Raw genomic sequence first — 21,200 nt, forward strand, 5'->3', positions numbered from 1 at the left:
ACTTTAACGAGTGAGCTACCTTTCTATAAAAGACCTATCGACTGTTGCAATTATAGGCGTAAACAAGAATGATAAAAGAGTACGAGATTGAGTAACTATGTACACTTCTGCTGGCATACCAGGGTATAGGTATACGTTTTTAAACTGAGCAAGCTCTGGTTTTGGTATCACTACACGTACTGAATAATAACGCCCTAGCCTTGGATCATCAAGGGCATCGGGAGAAATATTGCTTACTATACCATTAATTAAACTTAAACGACGTGCACTGTAAGCACTTAAACGAACTTTAACCTTTAGCCCTTCTAGCCCATCAATAGAGACTATGTTGCTATCTTTCTTTTGTGCTGACAGTATCTCTTCTATGTTTCTGGTCTGAATTTTAGCATCTATTATTAGGTCATCATCCGATGGCACTACGCTCATGATCGGAACTCCAGATTGTATAACACCACCTTCAGTATGGTATCTTATATCTGTGACTATCCCATCTTGAGGCGATTTAATTATTGTACGTGCTAATGAATCTTCAGCAACCATCAGTCTCTCTTTCAAGTCTGCAATAGACGTACTAACTTCCTTAAGTTCAGCGTTTGCTCTTTCTTGAGAATCATTTCTCACGTTTATAATTTCTAATTCGTTCTCTCCAATTTTTTGCTGCACTTGAGATATTGCAGAACGGTAATGTCCAACTCTGCCTTCAATTTCAGCAAACTGCTTTTCTAAAGCTAAAATGTGTGGTTTGCTTATATGGCCACTATCAAGTAATTGTCTTTTTGTTTCCAACTCCTCAGTTATCAAGTCATATTGCTTATGAGCTGCATTTAGTTGAAAGTTTAGCCCCGCTAATTCATCATTTAACTGCTTTATACGTTGTTGCAGTATGTCTGTTTTTCCCAATATGCTCTTTCTCTGAGAGTTGAACAACTTTACTTGATTCTTTATCGCTTTATTTACAAGTTCATCGTGAGATAATTTTTTAACCTCATCAGGAAACTCGAGCGTGTCCAAATCTACTCTGATTGCAAGAAGCCTTGCTTCTGTTGCTAAAAATGATAAGAGCTTCTCTTTGATGATACTTAAATTCGCCTTCTCGTTAACATCACTCAACAAAACTAGAGGCTCATCTTTTTTAACTGCTTGACCCTCTTTTACTAAAATTTTGCTTATTATTCCTCCGCCCAAGTGTTGAACTATTTTTCTATTTGAAGATACAATAACTTCTCCACTTGCATGCACCGCACCGTCAATTGGAGCTATAGCCGACCAAATACCACCTATCCCAAAAAAGATGAGTATTACTACCAGACCAAAAAATAGTGGTCCCCATGTTACTTTCAGGACTTCATTTACGTTATTACTTTCGCGTTTTAAAATAAAATTTATCACTGCATCAATCAATGCAAACGTCTTATCCAAAAATTTTGGGTACTTCTTCTTTTTATTTTTTGCTCCTTGCATATTTATATTATCACCATGGCCAATCAAGCCTGTCAAAGAAAATCCAGCGCTAAGCTTTTTTAACTTACTTATCATAATACTACTGTGAATTTGTGTTAACTCAAGATAACACACAAAAACAAAGAATCTATAATTTAAGCATTCCATTTAGACTGTAGAGCACCAGAATAAACTATTTAGTAACAATTCCTGCATCAACTATGTTTTTAAAATTTTTTGACGTTTAACTTTATTATAACTTTTTCTTTATTTTGTGAATATCTGAGTTACTTATATTATGTAAGAAATCTATTGCCAACTAGTCAATATTCTGTTAGGAATTAAGATAATATAAAGTTATTATGCTTAAATTGGAAAGCAGAAAGTTCCTGATTACTGGCGCATCAGGCGGAATAGGGCAAGCAATTGTAAAAATTATGCACAAAGCCGGAGCAACTTTATGTATTTCTGGCACAAAAAAAGAAGTGCTCGAAGAAGTTGCTAAACAATATGAAAAAAACATGCATGTACTCCCTTGTGATTTATCAAATGCTGAGGAAGTAAATCAACTAATAAATAGAGCAAGTGAGCTGATGGAAGGCTTTGACGGGCTCGTATGCAATGCGGGTATTACGCGAGACAGTTTATTATTGAGAATGACAGATGAAGCATGGCAAAAAGTAATTGATATTAACTTGAGCTCTACATTTAAGCTGAGTAGAGAAGCATGCAGAAAACTAATTAAGAATAATTGGGGAAGAATTATAAATATTTCCTCAATAATAGGGCTGACAGGAAACGCCGGGCAAGCAAATTATGCGGCGTCTAAAGCTGGAATAATAGCTATGAGCAAATCCATAGCAAAAGAAGTTGCAAGTCGTAATATAACAGTAAATTGTATTGCTCCTGGGTTTATAGATACTAAAATGACTGAAGTTTTAAATGAAGGACAAAAGGGAAAAATATTAGATAATATTCCAATGAAAAGAATGGGAACAGGGGAAGAAATAGCAGCAGGGGTCTTGTTTTTAGCAAGTGATGAAGCAAAATATATAACAGGGCATGTGCTCAATATTAATGGTGGGTTATTTATGTAGCAACACTTATGTATGGACAAATTATAATTTTTACTTTAAAATAAAAAATGTGTAGGTGTAGGTTTAGGTTAATTTATTACTTAGAGGCAAAAAAATGAGCTCTATAATGGAATTTTTTAGTGTTTTTTGCGTAGTATTGCTTTTCTCTTTCTCAGGTTATGCAGCTGACCCTGATATGGATGACACAACTAAAGTAATATGCAATATTATTGGTTATGTTTGGGGGATAGGCGGTCCACTTATGACGGTAGTAATAATTGGTGCAGCTTTGCTTGCAATATTTGGCAGGATGCCGTGGCCAGCCCTCTTTGCTCTTGGCATGTTCTGTGGTGTATTTTTTGGCGCTAAAACTATCATAACGAAAATTATGCCCAACGTAAGCGATGAAGCAAAAACTATGTTGGAAAAGTGTGGACAAAAATAATCCAAAAAGTGCAGAAATGCTTTTTTGTTATCCATTAAACCGCTTCATATCTTCAACTTGCAACAAATAAGGGCTATCTTTTGGTAAAGTTTTAACAGCTAGCTCAGCATATTTTGTAAATTGCTTTAAATCACCTTCAATACAAGCCTTTTTTGTCAAGGCAAAATAATGCATTGCCGTATCAGCTTCACATTTATATGCAATGCTTAAATACTTCCAGACAAAAGCGTTATCTGGTTCTACATTCAAAATCTGCTCCAGGTAAAAAATCGCCTTTTTTGCATCACCGTGTAATAATAAAGTATGAGATAATGCAAGTTTCACTAAATAACTGTTTTTCTCAGATAAATACCTAAGCGATTCCTCATACATTTTTATTGCTTCACTTAAATTTCCGGCCTTGTATAGCATTTCTGCTTTTAATTCATATAGGTATGGGTCATTGCGTGACTCTTGAATCAATGAATTAACTTTAGCAACAGCCTCTTCTATCTTTCCTTGCCTATAGCAAACTATAGCATTTACATACTCAGAATTATTTTCATATTTATTAGATAACACATGAATAGGAGCAAAGAAAGAGTCTAGCTTGGCAACCACACGCTCAAACTTTAGTAACTTATCCGCAAAAATTGGTTTTACGTTGTTTTTAACCTTATAATTTTGTACAGCAAATATACGTTTCTCACTAAGTGGGTGAGTGCGGAAATATTCCTCGGTGTTCTCATGCTCAATACTTTTAAAATAATCAAAAATCTCTTTCATACCTGAATTATCATAGCCAGATTCATCAAGATACCTTAAAGCATAGCTATCTGCTACACTTTCTTGCTCTTGAGAAAAGTTAAAAAATAGCCTTGAACTAAACGCTACACCACTAAGCAAAATTGCACCAGCAACCTGAGGGTTAATGATAATACTAGAAACTAATCCTACCATATAACTAATCATTGCTATCGATTGAAAATAACCCATAGCACTACTCATTTGCAATATATGACCAGCAGATATGTGAGCAATCTCATGTGCTAATATACCAAGCAGGACATAAGGTTTAGCCGAATATTGTAAAAGTCCTAAATGAATGAAAATACTGTTATTGTTAATTACAAAAGCATTAATCGAATTGTCATTAATTATAAAAACTTTTATTTGCTCATGATCAATATCCGCAGCAGAAAATAAAGGTTGCGCTAGCTCTTTCACTATTGCTTCCACTTCACTATCTCTAATAATGTTAATAGAGTAAGCATTATTACAATATGCAAAAAAGAACAATAAGGTCAAAAACTTAGCAACTCTAAACATGAAAATTCTGTGCTTGTATAATTTATAGAAATTCTATATTTTAACACTTAAATTATACAAATTTATAAACGCTAGTTTAAATTTTTAACGTAACTGATAAGTTTGTCGATGGTAGTTAACTTAATTTTATGTTGTTCAGCAAATTTAAGTAACTGAGGTAAGCGCATCATAGAGCCATCATCATTCACTAATTCACAAATAACTGCTGAATGATCAAACCCTACTAACTTCGCCATTTCAACACTCGCTTCAGTATGACCAGCACGTTGTGCCACCCCACCTTTATGTGCAATTACAGGAAAAACATGACCTGGAGTTATGATGTCATCCTGAGTACCATCCTTGTTGATAGCAGCATGTATAGTTTTCGTTCTATCCTCTGCTGAAACACCGGTTGTAATGCCATAACGTGCATCAATTGATGTAGTAAATGCGGTATGATTTTCACCAATATTTTTCTTCTCCATGAAATTAAGGCCCAACCTTTTCATGTGAAATTTAGTCATTGCTAAGCAAACAACCCCTGTACCGTACCTAACCATAAAAGCCATATGTTCCGGCTTTATTTTCTCAGCTAAGACAATCAAATCGCCTTCATTTTCTCTATTTTCATCATCAACTAAAATGAATAATTTACCGGAACGAGCATCCTCTAATACATCTTCCACAGAAGAAATACCTGGTAGACTCATTGAAGCATAAGTGGCCTGTACCATAATAATTTACTTAAATTCAATCTTAACTATTTTATACAATTTCTCTCCATTTGGCACTGTCACTTCCACATATTCACCGACTTTTTTGCCGATTAAGGCACTCCCAAGTGGTGAACTAGTAGATATTAACTGCTTTGAAACATCAGCTTCATATTCGCCTACAACCTTATAAACATATTCCACTTCACCGTTATTATCACTTAACATGCTTAATGTCACAGTTGCACCAAACATTACTGAATCACCAGACAAATTTTTTACTTCTATTACTTCCGCATGTGAGAGCTTACTTTCTATCTCCATTATACGGCCTTCAATAAAACCTAACCTTTCCCGTGCTGCATGATACTCTGCGTTTTCAGACAAATCACCTTGATCACGAGCATCAGAAATAGCCTGTATCACAGAAGGTTTTTCTTCCTTTAATTTTTCAAGTTCGGCTTGCATATTCTCAAAACCTTCCCTCGTCATAGGAAATTTATTAATAATGGATGAAGCCATAATCACCACCTAAACGCAATTAAATTGAGTAACGAAATTACTCACAATGTTAAAAATATCACCTTTTATATCATCACTCATGTCATTTGACAACTTTTTTAAAACCCCAGGGTGTACAGTATGAAAATAATTAATAAGATCATGTTCAAATTTATTAATGTAACTTATTTGTATTTTACTTAACTGATTATATAGGTTAGAAAAAATATACATCAGCACTACTTGCTCTTCTATTGACATAGGTAAATGTTGTTTTTGCTTTAATAACTCGACAAGATATTTACCCTTATTCAAGGATAATTGAACACTAGCATCAAGATCAGAACCAAATTTTGCAAAATCTTCTAATTCTCTATACTGAGCTAAGCTTAGCTTTATAGAACCAGCAACTTTCTTCACAGACTTTAGTTGTGCAGCAGAACCAACCCGTGAAACTGACAAACCTATATTTACTGCAGGTCGAAATCCTTTATAAAATAATTCAGACTCAAGAAAGATCTGCCCATCGGTAATTGAAATAACATTTGTTGGCACATATGCAGATACATCACCAGCTTGAGTTTCGACAATTGGCAAAGCAGTTAAAGAACCCTGCCCTTTTTTATCAGACATTTTAGCAGCTCTTTCAAGCAAGCGAGAATGTACATAGAATATATCTCCAGGGTAAGCTTCACGACCAGGAGGACGTCTGAGCAATAAAGACATCTGCCTATATGCCACAGCATGCTTAGATAAATCATCATATATAATCAAACAATGCATTCCATTGTCACGGAAAAATTCCCCAATAGTGCAACCAGCATAAGGTGCTAAAAATTGCATAGGCGCGCAGTCAGATGCACTAGCCACAACTACAGTTGTATACTCTAATGCTCCGCTTTCTTTCAGCTTATTTACCACTTTTGCTACTGTTGAAATTTTTTGCCCAATAGCAACATAAACACAGTAAACTTTTTGATTTTCGTTTACCTCATCGTTAATCTTCTTCTGATTGATAATAGTATCAAGCGCAATAGTAGTTTTACCAATTTGTCTATCACCAATAATTAATTCACGCTGCCCTCTACCTATTGGAATTAGCAAATCTATAATTTTAATTCCTGTTTGCAGTGGCTCATGCACAGACTTACGATCAATAATGCCTGGCGCTTTAGATTCTATATCCATTCTGTTTTTGGCTCTAATTTCCCCACCGTCGTCCATAGGATGGCCCAACGCATTTACAACTCTCCCTAACAATTCATGCCCTACAGGCACCTGCACAACATCACCACTACATTTTACAACGTCCCCTTCTTTCACATCACGGTCATTACCAAGCACAACTATTCCAGCCGTATCATGATCTAAATCGAGAACTATTCCTTCTACACCACTTGCAAAAAATACCTTTTCACCGAATTTTGCTTTTTCCAGCCCATAAACCAATGCGATACCATCTGTTACTGAAATTACTTCACCTATATTTTCCCGCTTTATAGGATTATCAAACGTCTCAACCTTTTCTCTTATTATACTTGCTATCTCAGAAACATTCATACTGTTCTTCATACAAAATTCCTTACTTTTAATATTTCCATTTTACTTAAGTCAACTAACCTATCCAAGTAACTTTTTAGCGAAGCATCGATCAAATTAAAACCATACCTAACTACGAAGCCACCTAGTATAGAAGGGTCAACCACATTGCTTACTTTTATTATTTTACCAAGAAAGCTCAAAGATTCAGTAATTATTTTTATATCAGATTCCTTTAAAGTTTCTGCTGACTTTATAGTAATTTCGAATTCATTTTCATTTTCTCTTGCAAGACTTAAGAATTTTTCTAATATAAGGATCAATAAACTAGAGCGTTTATTTGCAAATATAACCATAATAAATTTTACTAAATTCTCACTCAAGTGCTCATTTATAGAAAGCATCACTTCTTTTTTGTGTGCAAAAGAAATCATAGGATGAGATAGGTACACAAAAACATCACGTTGATCCTTAAAAAAAGCCAACAAAAATTCTACTTCTTTCCTTATAATACCTAACCTGCTTCCTGAGACATGAAATAGCACTCTAGCGTAAGATGAAACTAAATTATTGTATTGGGTCTTTTTCATATTAAATCCAGTAAATCTAAATTAATTCAGCTACAAATCTTTCATTCTTCAATCCAAGCATTTTTTATATAAACAGGTCTTCTCTTTAAGGAAAGAAAATATAAATCATATCTGACTGAATAATCTAAAAAACTAAGGTTTTTACTTAAGAAATACTTAGAAGAATTTATAATAGACTGACATTGAAGATGAGATATCGGTATTTCTTTTCCAAGTAAACTTGCTTTAACTTCTATAAAAATCAGCTCCTTTTTTTTAGATACAATTAAGTCAATTTCACCGAACTTACAACGATAACGGCGTTTTATAACATTATACCATTTCAGTTTTAAATATACTAAAACTAATAACTCGCCAAAGTAACCTACAAAGTAGCGTAACCTACTTACCACAAGAAGAACAATTATGATAACAATTAACTTTGTGTAACTACTTTGCCTCCTTCTTTATTTTTACTATAAACCTTACCTCTTGCTGCAATATCCCTATCAACCAGTTCTATCACTGCCATTGAAGCGCAATCACCCTTTCGAGTGCTAAATTTTATTATTCTAGAATACCCACCTTTACGATCTTGATAACGGCTGGCTAAGACGTTTAATAACTTATCAACTGCTAACTTACTATTATGAAGGCGTGAAAGCAAAAGTCTTCTACCATGTAAAATATTCTTATTCTTAGCAATTGTAATAAACTTTTCGACATATGGACGAAGTTCCTTAGCTTTTGGTAAAGTAGTTACAATCTGCTCATGGTTAATTAATGAGATAGATAGATTCTTTAACGTCGATAATCTATGTTCAGTACAACGAGATAGTTTACGTTTTTTTATTCCATGTTTCATATATCACCTAATCTTCATCAGTATGTTGTTTAGCCAACTCATCTATATCCTTAGGTGGCCATTTTAGCACATTCATACCCAAAGACAAGCCAAAATTAGTCAAAACTGCCTTAATCTCATTCAAAGACTTCCTGCCAAAATTAGCAGTTCTTAACATTTCACCTTCTGTCTTTTGCACAAGATCACCTATATAAGTGATGTTTTCGTTTTTCAGACAGTTATGAGACCTGACAGATAATTCCATTTCATCTACCTTACGCAATAAGACAGGGTCATAACCCAAATCTTTAGCACCACTAGACGAAGAAACCTGCAATTTTTTATAACTTACATCAGAACTAATAAAGGGCTGAAGTTGCTCCTGTAATATTCTTGCAGCAGAGTCAACAGCTTGACTCGGAGAAATTGTACCATCAGTTTCAATTGACAATATCAGCTTATCCTTATCAGTCACTTGGCCAACACGACTGTTCTCTACCCTGTACGAAACCCTGTTGACAGGGCTATACAAAGCATTAACTGGAATAAAACCAATTAAATCCTGTTCACTCATAAGCTTCAAAAGTTCGTTTTCTTTATACTTAATTACAGGAAGATAACCTTTTCCGCTAGCCACATATATGGTCATGTTAAGCTCTACATTTTGCCCCAGCGTACATATTAATAAATCCTTATTAACAATAGAGCATTGATCATCAGTTTCTATCATCCCAGCTAATACCTGGCAAGGCCCTTTAGCGTTTAAATTTAAGCATTTATTAGAAGCACCATTTAATTTACACCTCAACATGCCCATATTTAACACTATATCAGTTACATCTTCTCTCACCCCTTGAATTGAAGTAAACTCATGAGTTACACCTTCAATTTTTATTCCATAAACAGCACTACCTTTAAGAGAAGATAACATTACACGTCTTAATGCATTACCTAATGTTAAAGCAAAACCACTTTCCAACGGTTCTAGCACTATATCACTTTTTTCACTTGAATCATCTGATATTACCTTAACTGAACTAGGTTTAATCAATTTATCTAAATTGCTACAGAGAGACACATCATTATTATAATACATAAAACAACCTTTTCAAATATCCTATACTCTTCTTTTTTTTCTTAACCTGCACCCATTATGAGGAATTGCGGTTTTATCTGCAATTGAAGTCACAGTCAACCCACAGCTCTGAAGTGCTTTAACCGCAGCTTCAGTACCAAAGCCAGGACCACGAATTATTACAGAGACAACCTTCATACCAAATCTCTCTATTGCATTCTTCGCAGCAGCCTCCGCAGCCTTACCTGCAGCATAAGGTGTGGATTTTCTCGAACCTGAAAAACCACATGCACCCACAGAAGTTTGACATAGCGTATTACCATGAACATCAGTTACATTTACAAAAGTATTATTAAAAGTTGCACGAATATGGACAACACCAGTAATAAACTCCTTCTTACTCTTACTAACCGTTTTGACTTTTTTCATTAAAACTCACAATAATAATAAATTTTATTTTTTCCCAGCAATAGGCAACCGAGATCTACCTTTACGAGTCTTAGCATTAGTATGAGTCCTTTGCCCTCTCACAGGTAAACCTTTTCTATGTCTCACCCCTCTATAGCATCCCATTTCCACTAAAGATTTTATGTTCATAGCCACTTCTTTTCTGAGCTCACCTTCTATAACATAATTTTGTCTAATGAAACCGCTGATCTTTTCTATATCTTCATCTCGTAATTCTGAAACACGTTTGCGCTTATCAACTTCGCAAGCGTGACAAATTACATTCGCAGTAGCAATACCTATACCATATATATAAGTTAATGCAAAAGGAACACATTTCCTCACTGGAATATTTATGCCTGCAATACGTGCCACTGGTACCTCGATACTTTATTAATAACAACTCTTAATTTATACCATAAAACAACTCAGAGTCAAACCAAATTACAAGAAATTTTACTTTCAATCTCTTGCGTTACCTCATCAACACTCAAATTAGCGTCAATTGTTAATAATTTGCCTTTATAATACTCGCGTAAACCTTTCATTTGAAGGTGATATTCACTTATTCTCTTATTAATTGCAGACATATCAGCATCATCAATTCTTTTCTCTAACCTCGTACTTTTACATTTAGCACAAGTAGTACTCTTAAAAGAAGATACACTATATATGCTTTTACAGTCCAAACACGCGAGACGATTTTTTAACCTATCGATTGCAATATTATCGTCAAGCTGCAGCTCAACTACAATGTCAACATCCCTATTATATTTTTCTTGCAAAACTTGAGTCAAAAAATGAGCCTGGTTTAAATTTCTCGGAAAACCATCTAATAAGCAATTATCATCCACTAATGCAAGCTGGTCACGTAATAATCCACATATAATTTCATCTTGAATTAAATTACCAGATTCCACGGTACCCTTTATTTTTTTACCTAACTCACTACTGCTAGATATAATATTCCTTAATAAATCCCCTACTGAAATTAATTTTAAATTATATTTTGCTATTAACAAGCTTGACTGAGTACCTTTACCAGAACCTGGAGGACCAAAAATCGTAATGATCATCTTACTTTCCTCGTTTTAGACTCATATTTCTTTATCCAGTTGTCGTACCTATTTGAAAAAATATAAGATTGTATTTGCATAATAGTATCAGTAATAACGTTCACTATAATCAGTAAGCTCGTCCCACCAAAAATAAATGGTATATCATAATAATATCTCATAACTTCAGGTACAGTACATATGACTACCAAATACGCAGAGCCAATGAATGTCAACTTAAAAACTATATCTTGAAGGTAATCAGAAGTATGTTTCCCAGGCCTTCTACCAGATATAAAACCACCATTTTTTTTAAGAAAATCTGCGTTTTCCTCTGGATTAAATATAAAATTGGTATAGAAAAAATTAAAAAATACTATCAGCACCAAATAGGCTACAATATATACTACTTTATTTGCCATAAAGTAATTCAAAATAAAATCAGAAAAAGCGTGCCCCTTATAGAAATTTGCAATTGAAATAGGTGTCAATAAAATTGCATTAGCAAAAATGGTTGGTACTACACCAGATAAATTAATCTTCAATGGAATATAAGTAAAATCGTCATTATGTAATCTTTTAAATTGCTTTTTAGGATGTTGAACAATAACCTTTCTATAAGAAGACTCTACAAAAATGACTAAGAGTAGCAGCAAAAAAAACAATACCAAAACAAAAAGGATAATAAATAACGATACGCTACCGTTTTTATTTAACGTTAACAAAGATGACAAAGCGCTGTGTAACTCTGATATTATACCCGTGAAAATGATTAATGAGATACCATTGCCTATACCGCTAGCGCTGATTCGTTCACCAAGCCATATTAAAAGCATAGTTCCACCTAAAAGGCTGAAAACACCTATTGTACGAAACATAACACCAGGTTCGATTACAACCAATACCCCTTCCCTATTCATCCCTTCCAATCCAACCAAAATTGGAATTGATTGAAATACACAAATTACTATGGTCAGATAGCGTATATAAGAATTCATCTTTCTACGGCCTGACTCTCCATCATTCTTAACTTCCTTCATTCCTTTAATCGCAGAAGAAAGTAACTGAATAATGATAGAAGCCATTATATATGGCATAACGTTCAATGCTAGAATTGTCATTCTAGCCAATGCACCACCAGAAAATAAATTAAATACTCCAAAAACGCCTGAGCCATCTTTGGGAAATATATCATTAATTACATCAAGATTAATTCCAGGAATAGGCACATAAGTACCCAAGCGATAGCAAATTAAAGCTATTAGCGTAAAAAATATACGCTTTAATAAATCGCCTTTATATAACAACGTAGGATCCAAGCTATTAAATGCTGATTTATTGCCCATGACTTACGATAGTATTTCCACACTACCACCAACTGAAGCTACAGATTTTTTTGCAGCTTCTGACGCAAAATCAACATGAAACACAAATTTTTCGCTCAACTTACCTTTATTAAGAAGTTTAATTTTATCCTTAATAGACTTTATAAAACCTAATTTATACAGCCTCTCCTTATCTATAACAGAGTCTTTCACTATTTTTTTAGCTTCCATTAAGCGCTGTATATCGCCAACATTAATTATAGAGTATATGCTCCTACGTATAGGCTTAAAACCTCTTTTAGGCAAACGAGTATATATAGACTGTTGTCCACCCTCAAAACCATTTATAGAAACTCCACTTCTAGCCTTCTGCCCTTTATGCCCTCTACCGGATGTTTTACCTTTACCACAACCGATACCTCTACCCAGCAACTTAGGCTTCTTTTTCTTAGATAATTTAGTAAATATAGAGTTTAATTTTACAGCATTATTCATACTTTACCTGTTTCCAACTATCTCGCTAATCTTTTTGCCTCTTTTGCTTGCTACCTGACGAGGAGATAACATACTATCAAAAGCCTTAAACACCGCACATATAACGTTATGAGGATTATTTGATCTAGTGGATTTAGCTACCACATCCTTTATACCTAACACCTCAAAAACTGATCTAATCGCTCCACCAGCAATAATACCTGTTCCGGCTCTTGCGGTTCTTAAAACTATCTCACCAGAACAAAATTTAGCTTTAATATCATGATGCAAAGTTCTACCTTCACGCAAGTACACTCTAATCATTGATTTCTTTGCAGCATTTACAGCTTTGACTCTTGCTTCAGCAACTTCTGCGTGCTTACCTATTCCACACCCTACCCTACCCTTCTCATCGCCAACAACAACCAAAATTGAAAATGAAAATCTTCTACCACCTTTGGTAACCGTTGTCACTCTTCGTACCGAAACTAAAAGCTCTGATAAATCATTATTATTTTGTAAATTCTTTATAGCCATATTCAAAACCTTCTAAAATTCAAATCCAGAACTTCTTAAAGCCTCAGCAAATTGAGAAACTAATCCTGTGTATTTATACGCTCCACGATCAAACGTAAGCTGCTGCTCTAATTTCATGCCAGACAGACGCTCAACCATTAAAGAAGAAACCTGTTTTATAGTTTCAGCGTTGACTTTCCCTTTACATACATCCTTAATTTTAGCATCCAAAGTAGAAGCTGAAGTGAGAGTTATTCCTTTTACATCATTAATTAACTGGACATAAAAATGCCTATTAGATTTAAATATGGATATACGTAAACGTTCAGCGCTCTTGTCAAGCTTCGCTCTATTACGTAACTTCCTTTTTTCAGAATTACTTAAAAAATTATACGATCTTTTCATTTTTATTACTTCTTTTTACTTACAACCTTACGCAGCATAAATTTGCCTTTTATTACAACACCCTTACCTTTATAAGGATCATATTTTCTAATTTTGCATATATCAGACGCCACCATATAGACCTTCTGCTTATCCATACCACTAACTACTAAGTGAGTTGGCTTTATGCACTTAATCTCAACATCTTTAGGCACTTTATATTTAACATTATGGCTATAACCAAGATATAAAGTCAAATACTTACCATCACACTCTGCCTTATATCCCACACCGTTAATCTCAAGATTAACAGAAAAACCATCAACCATGCCGTTAATGATATTATTAATATTACTCCTATAAGTGCCCCACATAGGCTTTATTTTATCATAATTATCTTTATCTTGATCAACAGAAAGCAATAGCTGATTATCAATAATCTGACACACAACATCCCTGATCAAGCTAACTTCCTTTTCAGCCTTAGCACTCTTTATTAACATACTACCATTATTATATTCAACTGAAACACCAGCAGGAATATTGATAGGAGCAGCACCTATACGAGACATGAATTTCTCCTATTATTTAAAACACACGACACAAAACTTCTCCACCAACCTTTAACTTATGTGCATTATAATCAGTCATCACTCCTTTGGGTGTCGATATAATAAAAATACCAAGACCATTATATGCTTTAGAAATGTCCTTATACTTAGAATAACGACGACAACCAGGCTTTGACACCCTAACTATGTCACTAATTACAGGTAACTTCTCATAATACTTCAATTTTACAATGAAAGAAGGTAAATTACCTACAACTTGCTTTTCATAATCAAGGATATACCCTTCCTCTTTTAAAATCTCCAATATAGAAGAATTCATCTTAGAAAATAGTACCCTTGTTGCCCTATGCATTGCCAATTGAGCATTACGTATCCTTGTTAAAAAATCACCAATACTATCAGATAACGCCACAATATACTCCTTATATTATATTTACCAACTAGACTTTGTAACTCCTGGAACTTGCCCAAAAGAACATAAATCACGCAAAACAATTCTACATAAACCAAATTTTCTATATACTCCTCTTGGTCTCCCAGTTAAAGCACACCTATTTCTAATTTTGGTTTTAGAAGAATTTCTAGGCAATTTTTTAATTAATTTATTTTGAGCTGTAAACCTTTCTACAATAGACAAATTCTTATTATTTATTATAGATTTCAATTTTTCTCTTTTTTCTTTATATTGATCGCACAACTTTATTCTGCGAAGATTTCTTTCTATCATAGATTTTTTTGCCATATATTTCTCCTCTCAATTAATCAAAAAAAGGAAATTTAAGAGCCAGTAATAATTCCTTTGCTTCCTTATCACTAACTGCACTTGTTATAATATTAATATCCATACCTCTAATTTTACTTATTTTATCATAGTCTATTTCTAAAAACGAGATATGTTCCTTTATACCAAAGGAAAAATTACCATTACCGTCAAATTGCTTCACACTAAATCCTCTAAAATCTTTTTCCCTTGGCAAAGCAATATATATCAATCTTTCTAAAAACTCATACATTTTATCTCTACGCAAAGTTACTTTGCAACCTACTGTAGCACCTTTTCTGATCTTGAAGCCAGAAATAGATTTTTTTGCAAAAGTTGATAAAGGCTTCTGCCCAGCAATCAAATATAGGCTATCAAGTGGTTCATTTATTGCTTTACTATCTGTAGCAGCATCTCCAACGCCCATATTGATACACACCTTGACAAGTTTAGGCACTTGCATTATATTGCCGTAATTAAACTTATCCTTCAAGGACTTTACTATGCTATCTTTATACAATTCTTTAAACATATCAACCTAATCTATCACTTCTCCAGAAACTTTTGCAAAACGCACTTTTCTACCGTCTATAACCTTAAACCCCACTCTAGTTGGAGTTTTATATTTAGGGTCCAATGTTGCAACGTTGGATATATCAATAGCTAACTCTTTATTTAATATACCACCACTACTACCAGCTTTTGGTTTAGTATGTCTCTTATGCACATTCACTCCAGAAACAATTACTTTCTTTTTAGCATCACGTGCTATAACTTTGATTACCTTACCAATTTTTCCCTTATCTTTACCAGTTAAAACTATAACGTCGTCACCACTTTTTATTTTAGCACTCATTATAAAACCTCAACAGCTAATGACATTATCTTCATAAAAGAACCAGATGATAACTTTTTTACCGGACCAAACACCCGAGTGCCAAGTGGTTCACCTTGATCGTTAATCAAAACTACAGCATTGCTAGAAAAACGAATTACAGAACCATCAGATTTTCTAATAGGGCTTTTCACCCTCACCACAACTGCTCTATATACTTTTCCCTTCTCAACTTTCCCTCTTGGAGTAATAGATTTAGTAGATACAATAACTGTGTCACCTATAGATGCAGACTTTCTACCACCCAATAAACCAATACAAAGCACTGCACGCGCGCCAGAATTATCAGCTACTTCCAACAATGTATTTTTTTGAATCATATAAATATCCTATTCAATGTGAGCTATTAACAATAACCCATTTTTTAGTAGTAGAAATAGGCTTGTGTTCTTGTATTAAAACCTTGTCCCCTTCTTTACAACTATTATTCTCATCATGTGCTGTATACTTCTTGTATTTTTTTATAACCTTTTTATACAGCTCATCCTTATACACTTGTAATACCGAAACCTTTACAGTCTTATCACACTTAGCCTTAGTTACAGTACCACAAAAAACCTTTTTAGGCATTCTTTTCCTCTCTTCTTCTTTTATTTAATGTAGTTAAAATACGAGCTATGCTCTTTCTTATTAAGCTAAAACGCGAAATATTGTTGCACTGGCCCAGCTTCTTTTGAAAAACCAAATTAACAAACTCTTTTCTCAGATTCACAAGAATTTCATGCAATTCTTGCGAGGACCTCGATTCAATGTCAGCTATATCCATTGCAACTCCATTTAATTATGATTAGATACAAATTTACACTTCATAGGAAGCTTAGCAGTTGCCTTTTCAAGCGCCAATCTTGCTAAATGCATGGGAACATCACTGCTAATTTCAAACAACATTCTACCGGGCTTAGCTTTAAATACCCAAAACTCAACACTACCTTTCCCTTTACCCATACGCACATCCGCCGGCTTTTTACTAACAGGGGTATCAGGAAAAATTCTTATCCACACTTTACCAGAGCGTTTTAATGTTCTAGATATTACACGCCTTGCAGTTTCAATATGCTTAGATTGAATCCTACCTGCTTCCATAGCCTTTAGACCATAATCTCCAAAAGATAATGTGCTACCACCTTTCGTGTTACCCTTAATTCGTCCTTTAAATACTTTTTTATATTTACTTTTTTTAGGAATAAACATTTCAATATACCTAATTAGTTACCAATATAAACCCAGACCTTAACTCCTATGATGCCATATATAGTTTTTGCTTCAGCAAAAGCATAATCTATATTAGCACGTAAAGTATGCAAAGGCAAACGGCCTTCTTTATACCACTCAGTACGAGCTATCTCAGCTCCGCCAAGGCGCCCAGAACAACTTACTTTAATACCTCTAGCACCCATCCTCAAACAACTTTGAATAGCTTTTTTCATCGCTCTTCTAAATGAAACCCTTTTTTCTAACTGCTGTGCAATGCTGTTTGATATTAAAACTGCATCTATTTCAGACCTTTTAACCCCTACTACATTCACTTCCACATTATTTTTTACTTTTTCAGCTATCTTTTGCTTTATCTTCTCAATATCCGAGCCTTTCTTACCTATTATCACTCCAGGTCTAGAAGAATGTATTATTACAGATACCAAATCGATCGTACGCTCTATAATTACTTTAGAAACACCAGCATGCTTAAAAGATTCATTTATATAACTGCGAATAGATAAATCTTGATGCAACCCTTGTTTATAACCCTTCTCAGCATACCAAATAGATGACCAAGTATTAATTATTTTTAACCTAAATCCTTTAGGATTAACGTTTCCCATATTTTTGCACTTTCCTTATTAATTTTCTATTTTTATGAATCATATAATTTCCCCCAATTTTACAGTTATATTACTATAACGTTTACTAACTCTATTAGCTCTACCCATAGCTTTTGGACATACCCTACGCAAAGTAAGAGACTTACCTATTAAAATTTCTTTTATATATAAATTATCGATATCCAATCCATAATTTTGAGCATTAGCAATCGCAGAATTTAATACCTTCCTTATAAGACCTGCAGCTTTCTTTTCACAAAATCTTAATTGCACAGTGGCAAAAGAAACTTTTTTATTACGTACTAAACCAGCAACCAAATTCAATTTACGAGGAGTTGATTTTAAAACCCTAGAACCAGCTTTAACTATTACATCTCTGTTTTTCATATCAATTACCTTCTTGTCGCCTTTTTATCACCACTATGCCCAGTAAATTTACGAGTGGGTGAAAACTCACCAAACTTATGACCTATCATATTCTGATCATTAACATTCACAGGAATGTAATCCTTACCATTATAAACAGCAAACTTTAAACCTAAACAATTAGGAAGAATTACAGAAGCCCTGGAATGAACTTTTATAGCCATGTTAACAAACCCCTTGTTTAAAGCATTATTCACCGACTTTAATATAGAAGGATGACAAAAAGGAGGCTTCCATGCAGATCTACTCATAAACTAACCTTTCAATTGTTTTATATACTTATCACTAGATTTATTTCTCCTTCGAGTTTTCTTTCCTTTTGTTGCAACACCCCAAGGAGTAACAGGATGACGACCACCAGAGGTTTTTCCTTCCCCGCCTCCATGAGGATGGTCAACCGGATTCATTGCAACTCCACGTACAGTAGGTCTAATCCCAAGCCACCTACTTCTCCCAGCTTTACCCAACTTTCTATTCTTATGGTCAGGGTTAGATACTACACCAATAGTAGCCTTGCAAGAAGATAAAATCAACCTAATTTGACCAGACCTGAGTCGTAATAAAACATATTGGCCATCACGACCAACGATTTGTGCATAACAACCAGCAGCTCTAGCAATCGCAGCACCATTACCTGGCTTCAGCTCAACATTATGAACGAAAGAACCAACAGGTATATGCTTGAGTAGTAAACAATTCCCTGGCAAAATATCAGCATCATTCCCAGCTGTAACAACATCACCTGGCTTCATACCTTGAGGAGCTAATATATAAGACTTAATATCATCTTCCTTATATGATATTAACGCCAAAAACCCACTTCTATTTGGGTCATACTCTATTTTTTCAACTATACCTTGACCACTTCTATTACGCTTAAAATCTATCACTCTATACTTCTTTTTGTGACCACCACCCCTATGACGAGTTGTAATTCTACCATGATTATTTCTTCCACCACTGGACTTTTTACCGGATGTAAGAGACTTTTCTGGCTCATCTTTTGATAAACCAACTTTACTTACTAACACAGTCCCACGAGAAGACGGAGTAACAGGATTAAAAAATTTCATACCCATACTAAACGCTCATTATATCTAATTTTTGACCATCCATCAAAGAAAAATAAACTTTCTTTTTCTGTTTTTCACAACCAATCACACCCCTAAAACGCCTATATTTAGGCTTAATTCTAACAACATTTATAGAAGAAATTTTAACATCAAATAGAGACTCTATTGCCAACTTTATTTGACGCTTATTTACATTTACAAAAACATACAAAGAATATTTATTAAACTTCTCCCTCAAAAAAGAGGCCTTTTCTGTAATTATAGGAGATTTTATTATATTATTATATTTGATCATAACAATCTACCTTCAAGATGCTTTAAAGTATCCTTTGTCAACATCACGCATTCGTGATTCAATATATCAAAAACATTTAACCCAATAGGTTTGATTAAGTCTACATAGTGCAAGTTTTTAGCCGCACGCAACAAATCATCTCCATAATCACCAACTATCAAAAAGGAAGAAAATTTAAAATTTTTAATACATTTACACATTTCAGACGTTTTCTTCACATCAATATTTAAATTATCCAGAATAATTACTTGATTATTTAAATACTTTAGAGATAAAGCAATTTTTAAACCAAATTTGCGTACCTTCTTATTAAGAGAATAAGTATGACTCCTCACAACAGGGCCGAAAATAATCCCACCACCTCTAAATTGAGGAGATCGCAAGCTCCCTTGTCTTGCCCTACCGGTACGTTTTTGACCATAAGGTTTAGCTGTTGTACCAGAGACATCACTAATACCTTTTGTTTTATGAGTACCAGCTCTTCTCTTCGCTAATTGCCATCTCACTATATCATGCAAAATACTCAATTTTTGCTTAGCAGAAAATATCAAAGGATTGAGCTGAGCAGTACCTACATTATCATTAGATAGATTAACTAAATTACATTCCATAACTAACTTACCAAATTACTAGCATCATCATTTACATCTAACAGTAAACCTACCGGAAAAAGAACATCTTTATGTAAAGATTTTTTAACTGCATCTCTTACAAAAACATAGGAATTTTTAAACCCAGGAACATTATTACCCTTCACAGCAATTATACTATTTTCATGATCAATGGATAATATCTTCATATTTTGTGCAGTTATCCTGCTGTTACCTAAATGACCAGCCATTTTCTTTCCTTTGAATACTCTACCAGGATCCTGACATTGGCCAGTGGAACCTTGTGATCTGTGAGCAATAGAAACACCATGAGATGCCCTAAGCCCACTGAAATTATGCCGCTTCATCACACCAGCAAATCCTTTACCTATAGAATAACCCGTAATATCAAGATATTGACCAACCACAAAATGATTGATTCCCACTTTTTTACCACATTCTATTCCCGACAGGTCATTTAATCTACTTTCGTATAACTTACATTTATTATTTATACCCTTTTTCTTTAAATATTCCAACTGAGGTTTTGCTATATTTTTAAAATCTCCTGTGCCTAAAATGACTGAATTATAGCCACATTTATCTTGTCCTTTTATATCAATAATATAAGTTTTGCTGAGATGCAATAAAGTTACAGCCATGCGACTATTGTCAGAATACATAGCAGTATGACCAATATTCATCATTAGTAAACCAATTCTCCTCAGCGAATTTATTCTCTTCATTTCCTTCTCCTAAACCTTAACTTCCTTGACTTTTAAATCCACTTCTACGCCAGCAGAAAAAGATAAACCTGTAAGCATCTGCATCATAGTAGGAGTAAGATCATGTAAAACAATCAAACGCCTAGAAGTTCTCATTTCAAACTGTTCACGAGATTTTTTATCAACGTGAGGAGATCTATTAACAATAAATTTAGAATCTTTCCTTGGCAACGCAATCGGACCAGATAATTTTGCACTGGACCGCTTTAATTCATCAACAAATTTTCGAACACACTCCTCCAATAAAGAACAATCGAAAGCCTTAATGTTAATATATATATCTTGCTTCAT

At 34.1% G+C, this 21,200-nt stretch carries 35 protein-coding genes; 2 read left to right on the top strand and 33 right to left on the bottom strand.

The window, feature by feature from the left end; all coding sequences use genetic code 11:
- Positions 1-15: 15 nt before the first annotated feature.
- Positions 16-1,536, bottom strand: coding sequence for an HlyD family type I secretion periplasmic adaptor subunit (locus AAGD50_RS04985; RefSeq protein WP_174516815.1), 1,521 nt, complete (start codon positions 1,534-1,536; stop codon positions 16-18).
- 266 nt (positions 1,537-1,802) lie between these two features.
- Between AAGD50_RS04985 and fabG the strand changes: the two genes are divergently transcribed.
- The gene (fabG, locus tag AAGD50_RS04990) at positions 1,803-2,537 is read left to right on the top strand and encodes a 3-oxoacyl-[acyl-carrier-protein] reductase (protein WP_015589136.1); all 735 of its coding nucleotides are present in this window, start codon (positions 1,803-1,805) and stop codon (positions 2,535-2,537) included.
- 94 nt (positions 2,538-2,631) lie between these two features.
- Positions 2,632-2,961 (top strand): TrbC/VirB2 family protein, encoded by a 330-nt coding sequence (locus AAGD50_RS04995; protein WP_155968336.1) that lies wholly within the window; start codon positions 2,632-2,634, stop codon positions 2,959-2,961.
- A gap of 27 nt (positions 2,962-2,988) precedes the next feature.
- Here the strand turns inward: AAGD50_RS04995 and AAGD50_RS05000 are convergent, their stop codons facing one another.
- The 32 genes from AAGD50_RS05000 to rpsJ form a co-directional block, all read right to left on the bottom strand.
- Positions 2,989-4,269, bottom strand: coding sequence for a M48 family metalloprotease (locus tag AAGD50_RS05000; protein WP_264724048.1), 1,281 nt, complete (start codon positions 4,267-4,269; stop codon positions 2,989-2,991).
- A 71-nt stretch (positions 4,270-4,340) separates the two neighbouring features.
- Positions 4,341-4,985, bottom strand: coding sequence for a 3,4-dihydroxy-2-butanone-4-phosphate synthase (gene ribB, locus AAGD50_RS05005; protein WP_007549343.1), 645 nt, complete (start codon positions 4,983-4,985; stop codon positions 4,341-4,343).
- 6 nt (positions 4,986-4,991) lie between these two features.
- Positions 4,992-5,486 carry a transcription elongation factor GreA gene (gene greA / locus AAGD50_RS05010; protein WP_007549342.1) on the bottom strand — a complete coding sequence of 165 codons (495 nt, stop codon included), beginning with the start codon at positions 5,484-5,486 and terminating at the stop codon, positions 4,992-4,994.
- 9 nt (positions 5,487-5,495) lie between these two features.
- Complete coding sequence (gene atpA, locus AAGD50_RS05015) at positions 5,496-7,037, bottom strand: F0F1 ATP synthase subunit alpha (RefSeq protein WP_012673176.1); 1,542 nt, start codon at positions 7,035-7,037, stop codon at positions 5,496-5,498.
- Positions 7,034-7,594: an ATP synthase F1 subunit delta gene (gene atpH, locus AAGD50_RS05020; RefSeq protein ID WP_010962742.1), complete on the bottom strand. Its 561-nt coding sequence runs from the start codon at positions 7,592-7,594 to the stop codon at positions 7,034-7,036. The genes atpA and atpH overlap by 4 nt, the downstream gene beginning before the upstream one ends.
- 41 nt (positions 7,595-7,635) lie before the next feature.
- A complete protein-coding gene (locus tag AAGD50_RS05025; protein ID WP_264724047.1) occupies positions 7,636-7,986 on the bottom strand; it encodes a YraN family protein in 351 nt (116 codons plus the stop codon).
- A gap of 23 nt (positions 7,987-8,009) precedes the next feature.
- Positions 8,010-8,438 carry a 50S ribosomal protein L17 gene (rplQ, locus tag AAGD50_RS05030; RefSeq protein ID WP_264724046.1) on the bottom strand — a complete coding sequence of 143 codons (429 nt, stop codon included), beginning with the start codon at positions 8,436-8,438 and terminating at the stop codon, positions 8,010-8,012.
- 7 nt (positions 8,439-8,445) lie between these two features.
- On the bottom strand, positions 8,446-9,513 hold the full coding sequence (locus AAGD50_RS05035; protein WP_264724045.1) for a DNA-directed RNA polymerase subunit alpha: 1,068 nt from the start codon (positions 9,511-9,513) through the stop codon (positions 8,446-8,448).
- Between the two features lie 21 nt (positions 9,514-9,534).
- Positions 9,535-9,921, bottom strand: a complete 387-nt coding sequence (gene rpsK, locus AAGD50_RS05040; protein ID WP_213863584.1) for a 30S ribosomal protein S11 — start codon at positions 9,919-9,921, stop codon at positions 9,535-9,537.
- Positions 9,922-9,945: 24 nt separating this feature from the next.
- Positions 9,946-10,314 carry a 30S ribosomal protein S13 gene (rpsM, locus tag AAGD50_RS05045; RefSeq protein WP_010962745.1) on the bottom strand — a complete coding sequence of 123 codons (369 nt, stop codon included), beginning with the start codon at positions 10,312-10,314 and terminating at the stop codon, positions 9,946-9,948.
- A gap of 59 nt (positions 10,315-10,373) precedes the next feature.
- Positions 10,374-11,015 (bottom strand): adenylate kinase family protein, encoded by a 642-nt coding sequence (locus AAGD50_RS05050; RefSeq protein ID WP_007550178.1) that lies wholly within the window; start codon positions 11,013-11,015, stop codon positions 10,374-10,376.
- The gene (secY, locus tag AAGD50_RS05055) at positions 11,012-12,340 is read right to left on the bottom strand and encodes a preprotein translocase subunit SecY (protein WP_264724042.1); all 1,329 of its coding nucleotides are present in this window, start codon (positions 12,338-12,340) and stop codon (positions 11,012-11,014) included. Before secY ends, AAGD50_RS05050 begins: the two co-directional genes overlap by 4 nt.
- Positions 12,341-12,343: 3 nt before the next feature.
- Positions 12,344-12,814, bottom strand: coding sequence for a 50S ribosomal protein L15 (rplO, locus tag AAGD50_RS05060; RefSeq protein ID WP_006279863.1), 471 nt, complete (start codon positions 12,812-12,814; stop codon positions 12,344-12,346).
- 3 nt (positions 12,815-12,817) lie between these two features.
- Positions 12,818-13,330, bottom strand: a complete 513-nt coding sequence (rpsE, locus tag AAGD50_RS05065; RefSeq protein ID WP_010962748.1) for a 30S ribosomal protein S5 — start codon at positions 13,328-13,330, stop codon at positions 12,818-12,820.
- 12 nt (positions 13,331-13,342) lie between these two features.
- Positions 13,343-13,714: a 50S ribosomal protein L18 gene (rplR, locus tag AAGD50_RS05070; RefSeq protein WP_006279867.1), complete on the bottom strand. Its 372-nt coding sequence runs from the start codon at positions 13,712-13,714 to the stop codon at positions 13,343-13,345.
- 5 nt (positions 13,715-13,719) lie between these two features.
- Positions 13,720-14,265, bottom strand: coding sequence for a 50S ribosomal protein L6 (gene rplF / locus AAGD50_RS05075; protein ID WP_007551152.1), 546 nt, complete (start codon positions 14,263-14,265; stop codon positions 13,720-13,722).
- Positions 14,266-14,281: 16 nt separating this feature from the next.
- Positions 14,282-14,677 carry a 30S ribosomal protein S8 gene (rpsH, locus tag AAGD50_RS05080; protein WP_155968326.1) on the bottom strand — a complete coding sequence of 132 codons (396 nt, stop codon included), beginning with the start codon at positions 14,675-14,677 and terminating at the stop codon, positions 14,282-14,284.
- 21 nt (positions 14,678-14,698) lie between these two features.
- Positions 14,699-15,007 carry a 30S ribosomal protein S14 gene (rpsN, locus tag AAGD50_RS05085; RefSeq protein ID WP_064124653.1) on the bottom strand — a complete coding sequence of 103 codons (309 nt, stop codon included), beginning with the start codon at positions 15,005-15,007 and terminating at the stop codon, positions 14,699-14,701.
- Positions 15,008-15,023: 16 nt separating this feature from the next.
- A complete protein-coding gene (rplE, locus tag AAGD50_RS05090) occupies positions 15,024-15,557 on the bottom strand; it encodes a 50S ribosomal protein L5 (protein WP_010962750.1) in 534 nt (177 codons plus the stop codon).
- Between the two features lie 6 nt (positions 15,558-15,563).
- A complete protein-coding gene (rplX, locus tag AAGD50_RS05095) occupies positions 15,564-15,881 on the bottom strand; it encodes a 50S ribosomal protein L24 (RefSeq protein WP_006279347.1) in 318 nt (105 codons plus the stop codon).
- Positions 15,881-16,240 carry a 50S ribosomal protein L14 gene (rplN, locus tag AAGD50_RS05100; RefSeq protein WP_006279348.1) on the bottom strand — a complete coding sequence of 120 codons (360 nt, stop codon included), beginning with the start codon at positions 16,238-16,240 and terminating at the stop codon, positions 15,881-15,883. Before rplN ends, rplX begins: the two co-directional genes overlap by 1 nt.
- A gap of 13 nt (positions 16,241-16,253) precedes the next feature.
- Positions 16,254-16,490 (bottom strand): 30S ribosomal protein S17, encoded by a 237-nt coding sequence (gene rpsQ / locus AAGD50_RS05105; RefSeq protein WP_007549925.1) that lies wholly within the window; start codon positions 16,488-16,490, stop codon positions 16,254-16,256.
- Positions 16,483-16,686 carry a 50S ribosomal protein L29 gene (gene rpmC / locus AAGD50_RS05110; protein ID WP_006279350.1) on the bottom strand — a complete coding sequence of 68 codons (204 nt, stop codon included), beginning with the start codon at positions 16,684-16,686 and terminating at the stop codon, positions 16,483-16,485. The genes rpsQ and rpmC overlap by 8 nt, the downstream gene beginning before the upstream one ends.
- An 11-nt stretch (positions 16,687-16,697) precedes the next feature.
- Positions 16,698-17,111: a 50S ribosomal protein L16 gene (gene rplP / locus AAGD50_RS05115; RefSeq protein ID WP_010962752.1), complete on the bottom strand. Its 414-nt coding sequence runs from the start codon at positions 17,109-17,111 to the stop codon at positions 16,698-16,700.
- Between the two features lie 14 nt (positions 17,112-17,125).
- Positions 17,126-17,740: a 30S ribosomal protein S3 gene (rpsC, locus tag AAGD50_RS05120; protein ID WP_010962753.1), complete on the bottom strand. Its 615-nt coding sequence runs from the start codon at positions 17,738-17,740 to the stop codon at positions 17,126-17,128.
- Positions 17,741-17,779: 39 nt separating this feature from the next.
- Positions 17,780-18,127 (bottom strand): 50S ribosomal protein L22, encoded by a 348-nt coding sequence (gene rplV / locus AAGD50_RS05125; RefSeq protein ID WP_007549821.1) that lies wholly within the window; start codon positions 18,125-18,127, stop codon positions 17,780-17,782.
- A gap of 5 nt (positions 18,128-18,132) precedes the next feature.
- Positions 18,133-18,417, bottom strand: coding sequence for a 30S ribosomal protein S19 (gene rpsS, locus AAGD50_RS05130; RefSeq protein WP_006279181.1), 285 nt, complete (start codon positions 18,415-18,417; stop codon positions 18,133-18,135).
- 3 nt (positions 18,418-18,420) lie between these two features.
- The gene (rplB, locus tag AAGD50_RS05135; protein ID WP_015589143.1) at positions 18,421-19,245 is read right to left on the bottom strand and encodes a 50S ribosomal protein L2; all 825 of its coding nucleotides are present in this window, start codon (positions 19,243-19,245) and stop codon (positions 18,421-18,423) included.
- A 1-nt stretch (position 19,246) separates the two neighbouring features.
- On the bottom strand, positions 19,247-19,534 hold the full coding sequence (locus tag AAGD50_RS05140; RefSeq protein ID WP_015589144.1) for a 50S ribosomal protein L23: 288 nt from the start codon (positions 19,532-19,534) through the stop codon (positions 19,247-19,249).
- Positions 19,531-20,145, bottom strand: coding sequence for a 50S ribosomal protein L4 (gene rplD / locus AAGD50_RS05145; protein ID WP_012673183.1), 615 nt, complete (start codon positions 20,143-20,145; stop codon positions 19,531-19,533). Before rplD ends, AAGD50_RS05140 begins: the two co-directional genes overlap by 4 nt.
- Positions 20,146-20,147: 2 nt before the next feature.
- Complete coding sequence (gene rplC / locus AAGD50_RS05150; protein WP_264724040.1) at positions 20,148-20,870, bottom strand: 50S ribosomal protein L3; 723 nt, start codon at positions 20,868-20,870, stop codon at positions 20,148-20,150.
- Positions 20,871-20,879: 9 nt separating this feature from the next.
- Positions 20,880-21,200: a 30S ribosomal protein S10 gene (rpsJ, locus tag AAGD50_RS05155; RefSeq protein WP_012673184.1), complete on the bottom strand. Its 321-nt coding sequence runs from the start codon at positions 21,198-21,200 to the stop codon at positions 20,880-20,882.

Source organism: Wolbachia endosymbiont (group A) of Apotomis capreana (genome assembly GCF_964027025.1).
GTDB lineage: Bacteria > Pseudomonadota > Alphaproteobacteria > Rickettsiales > Anaplasmataceae > Wolbachia > Wolbachia pipientis.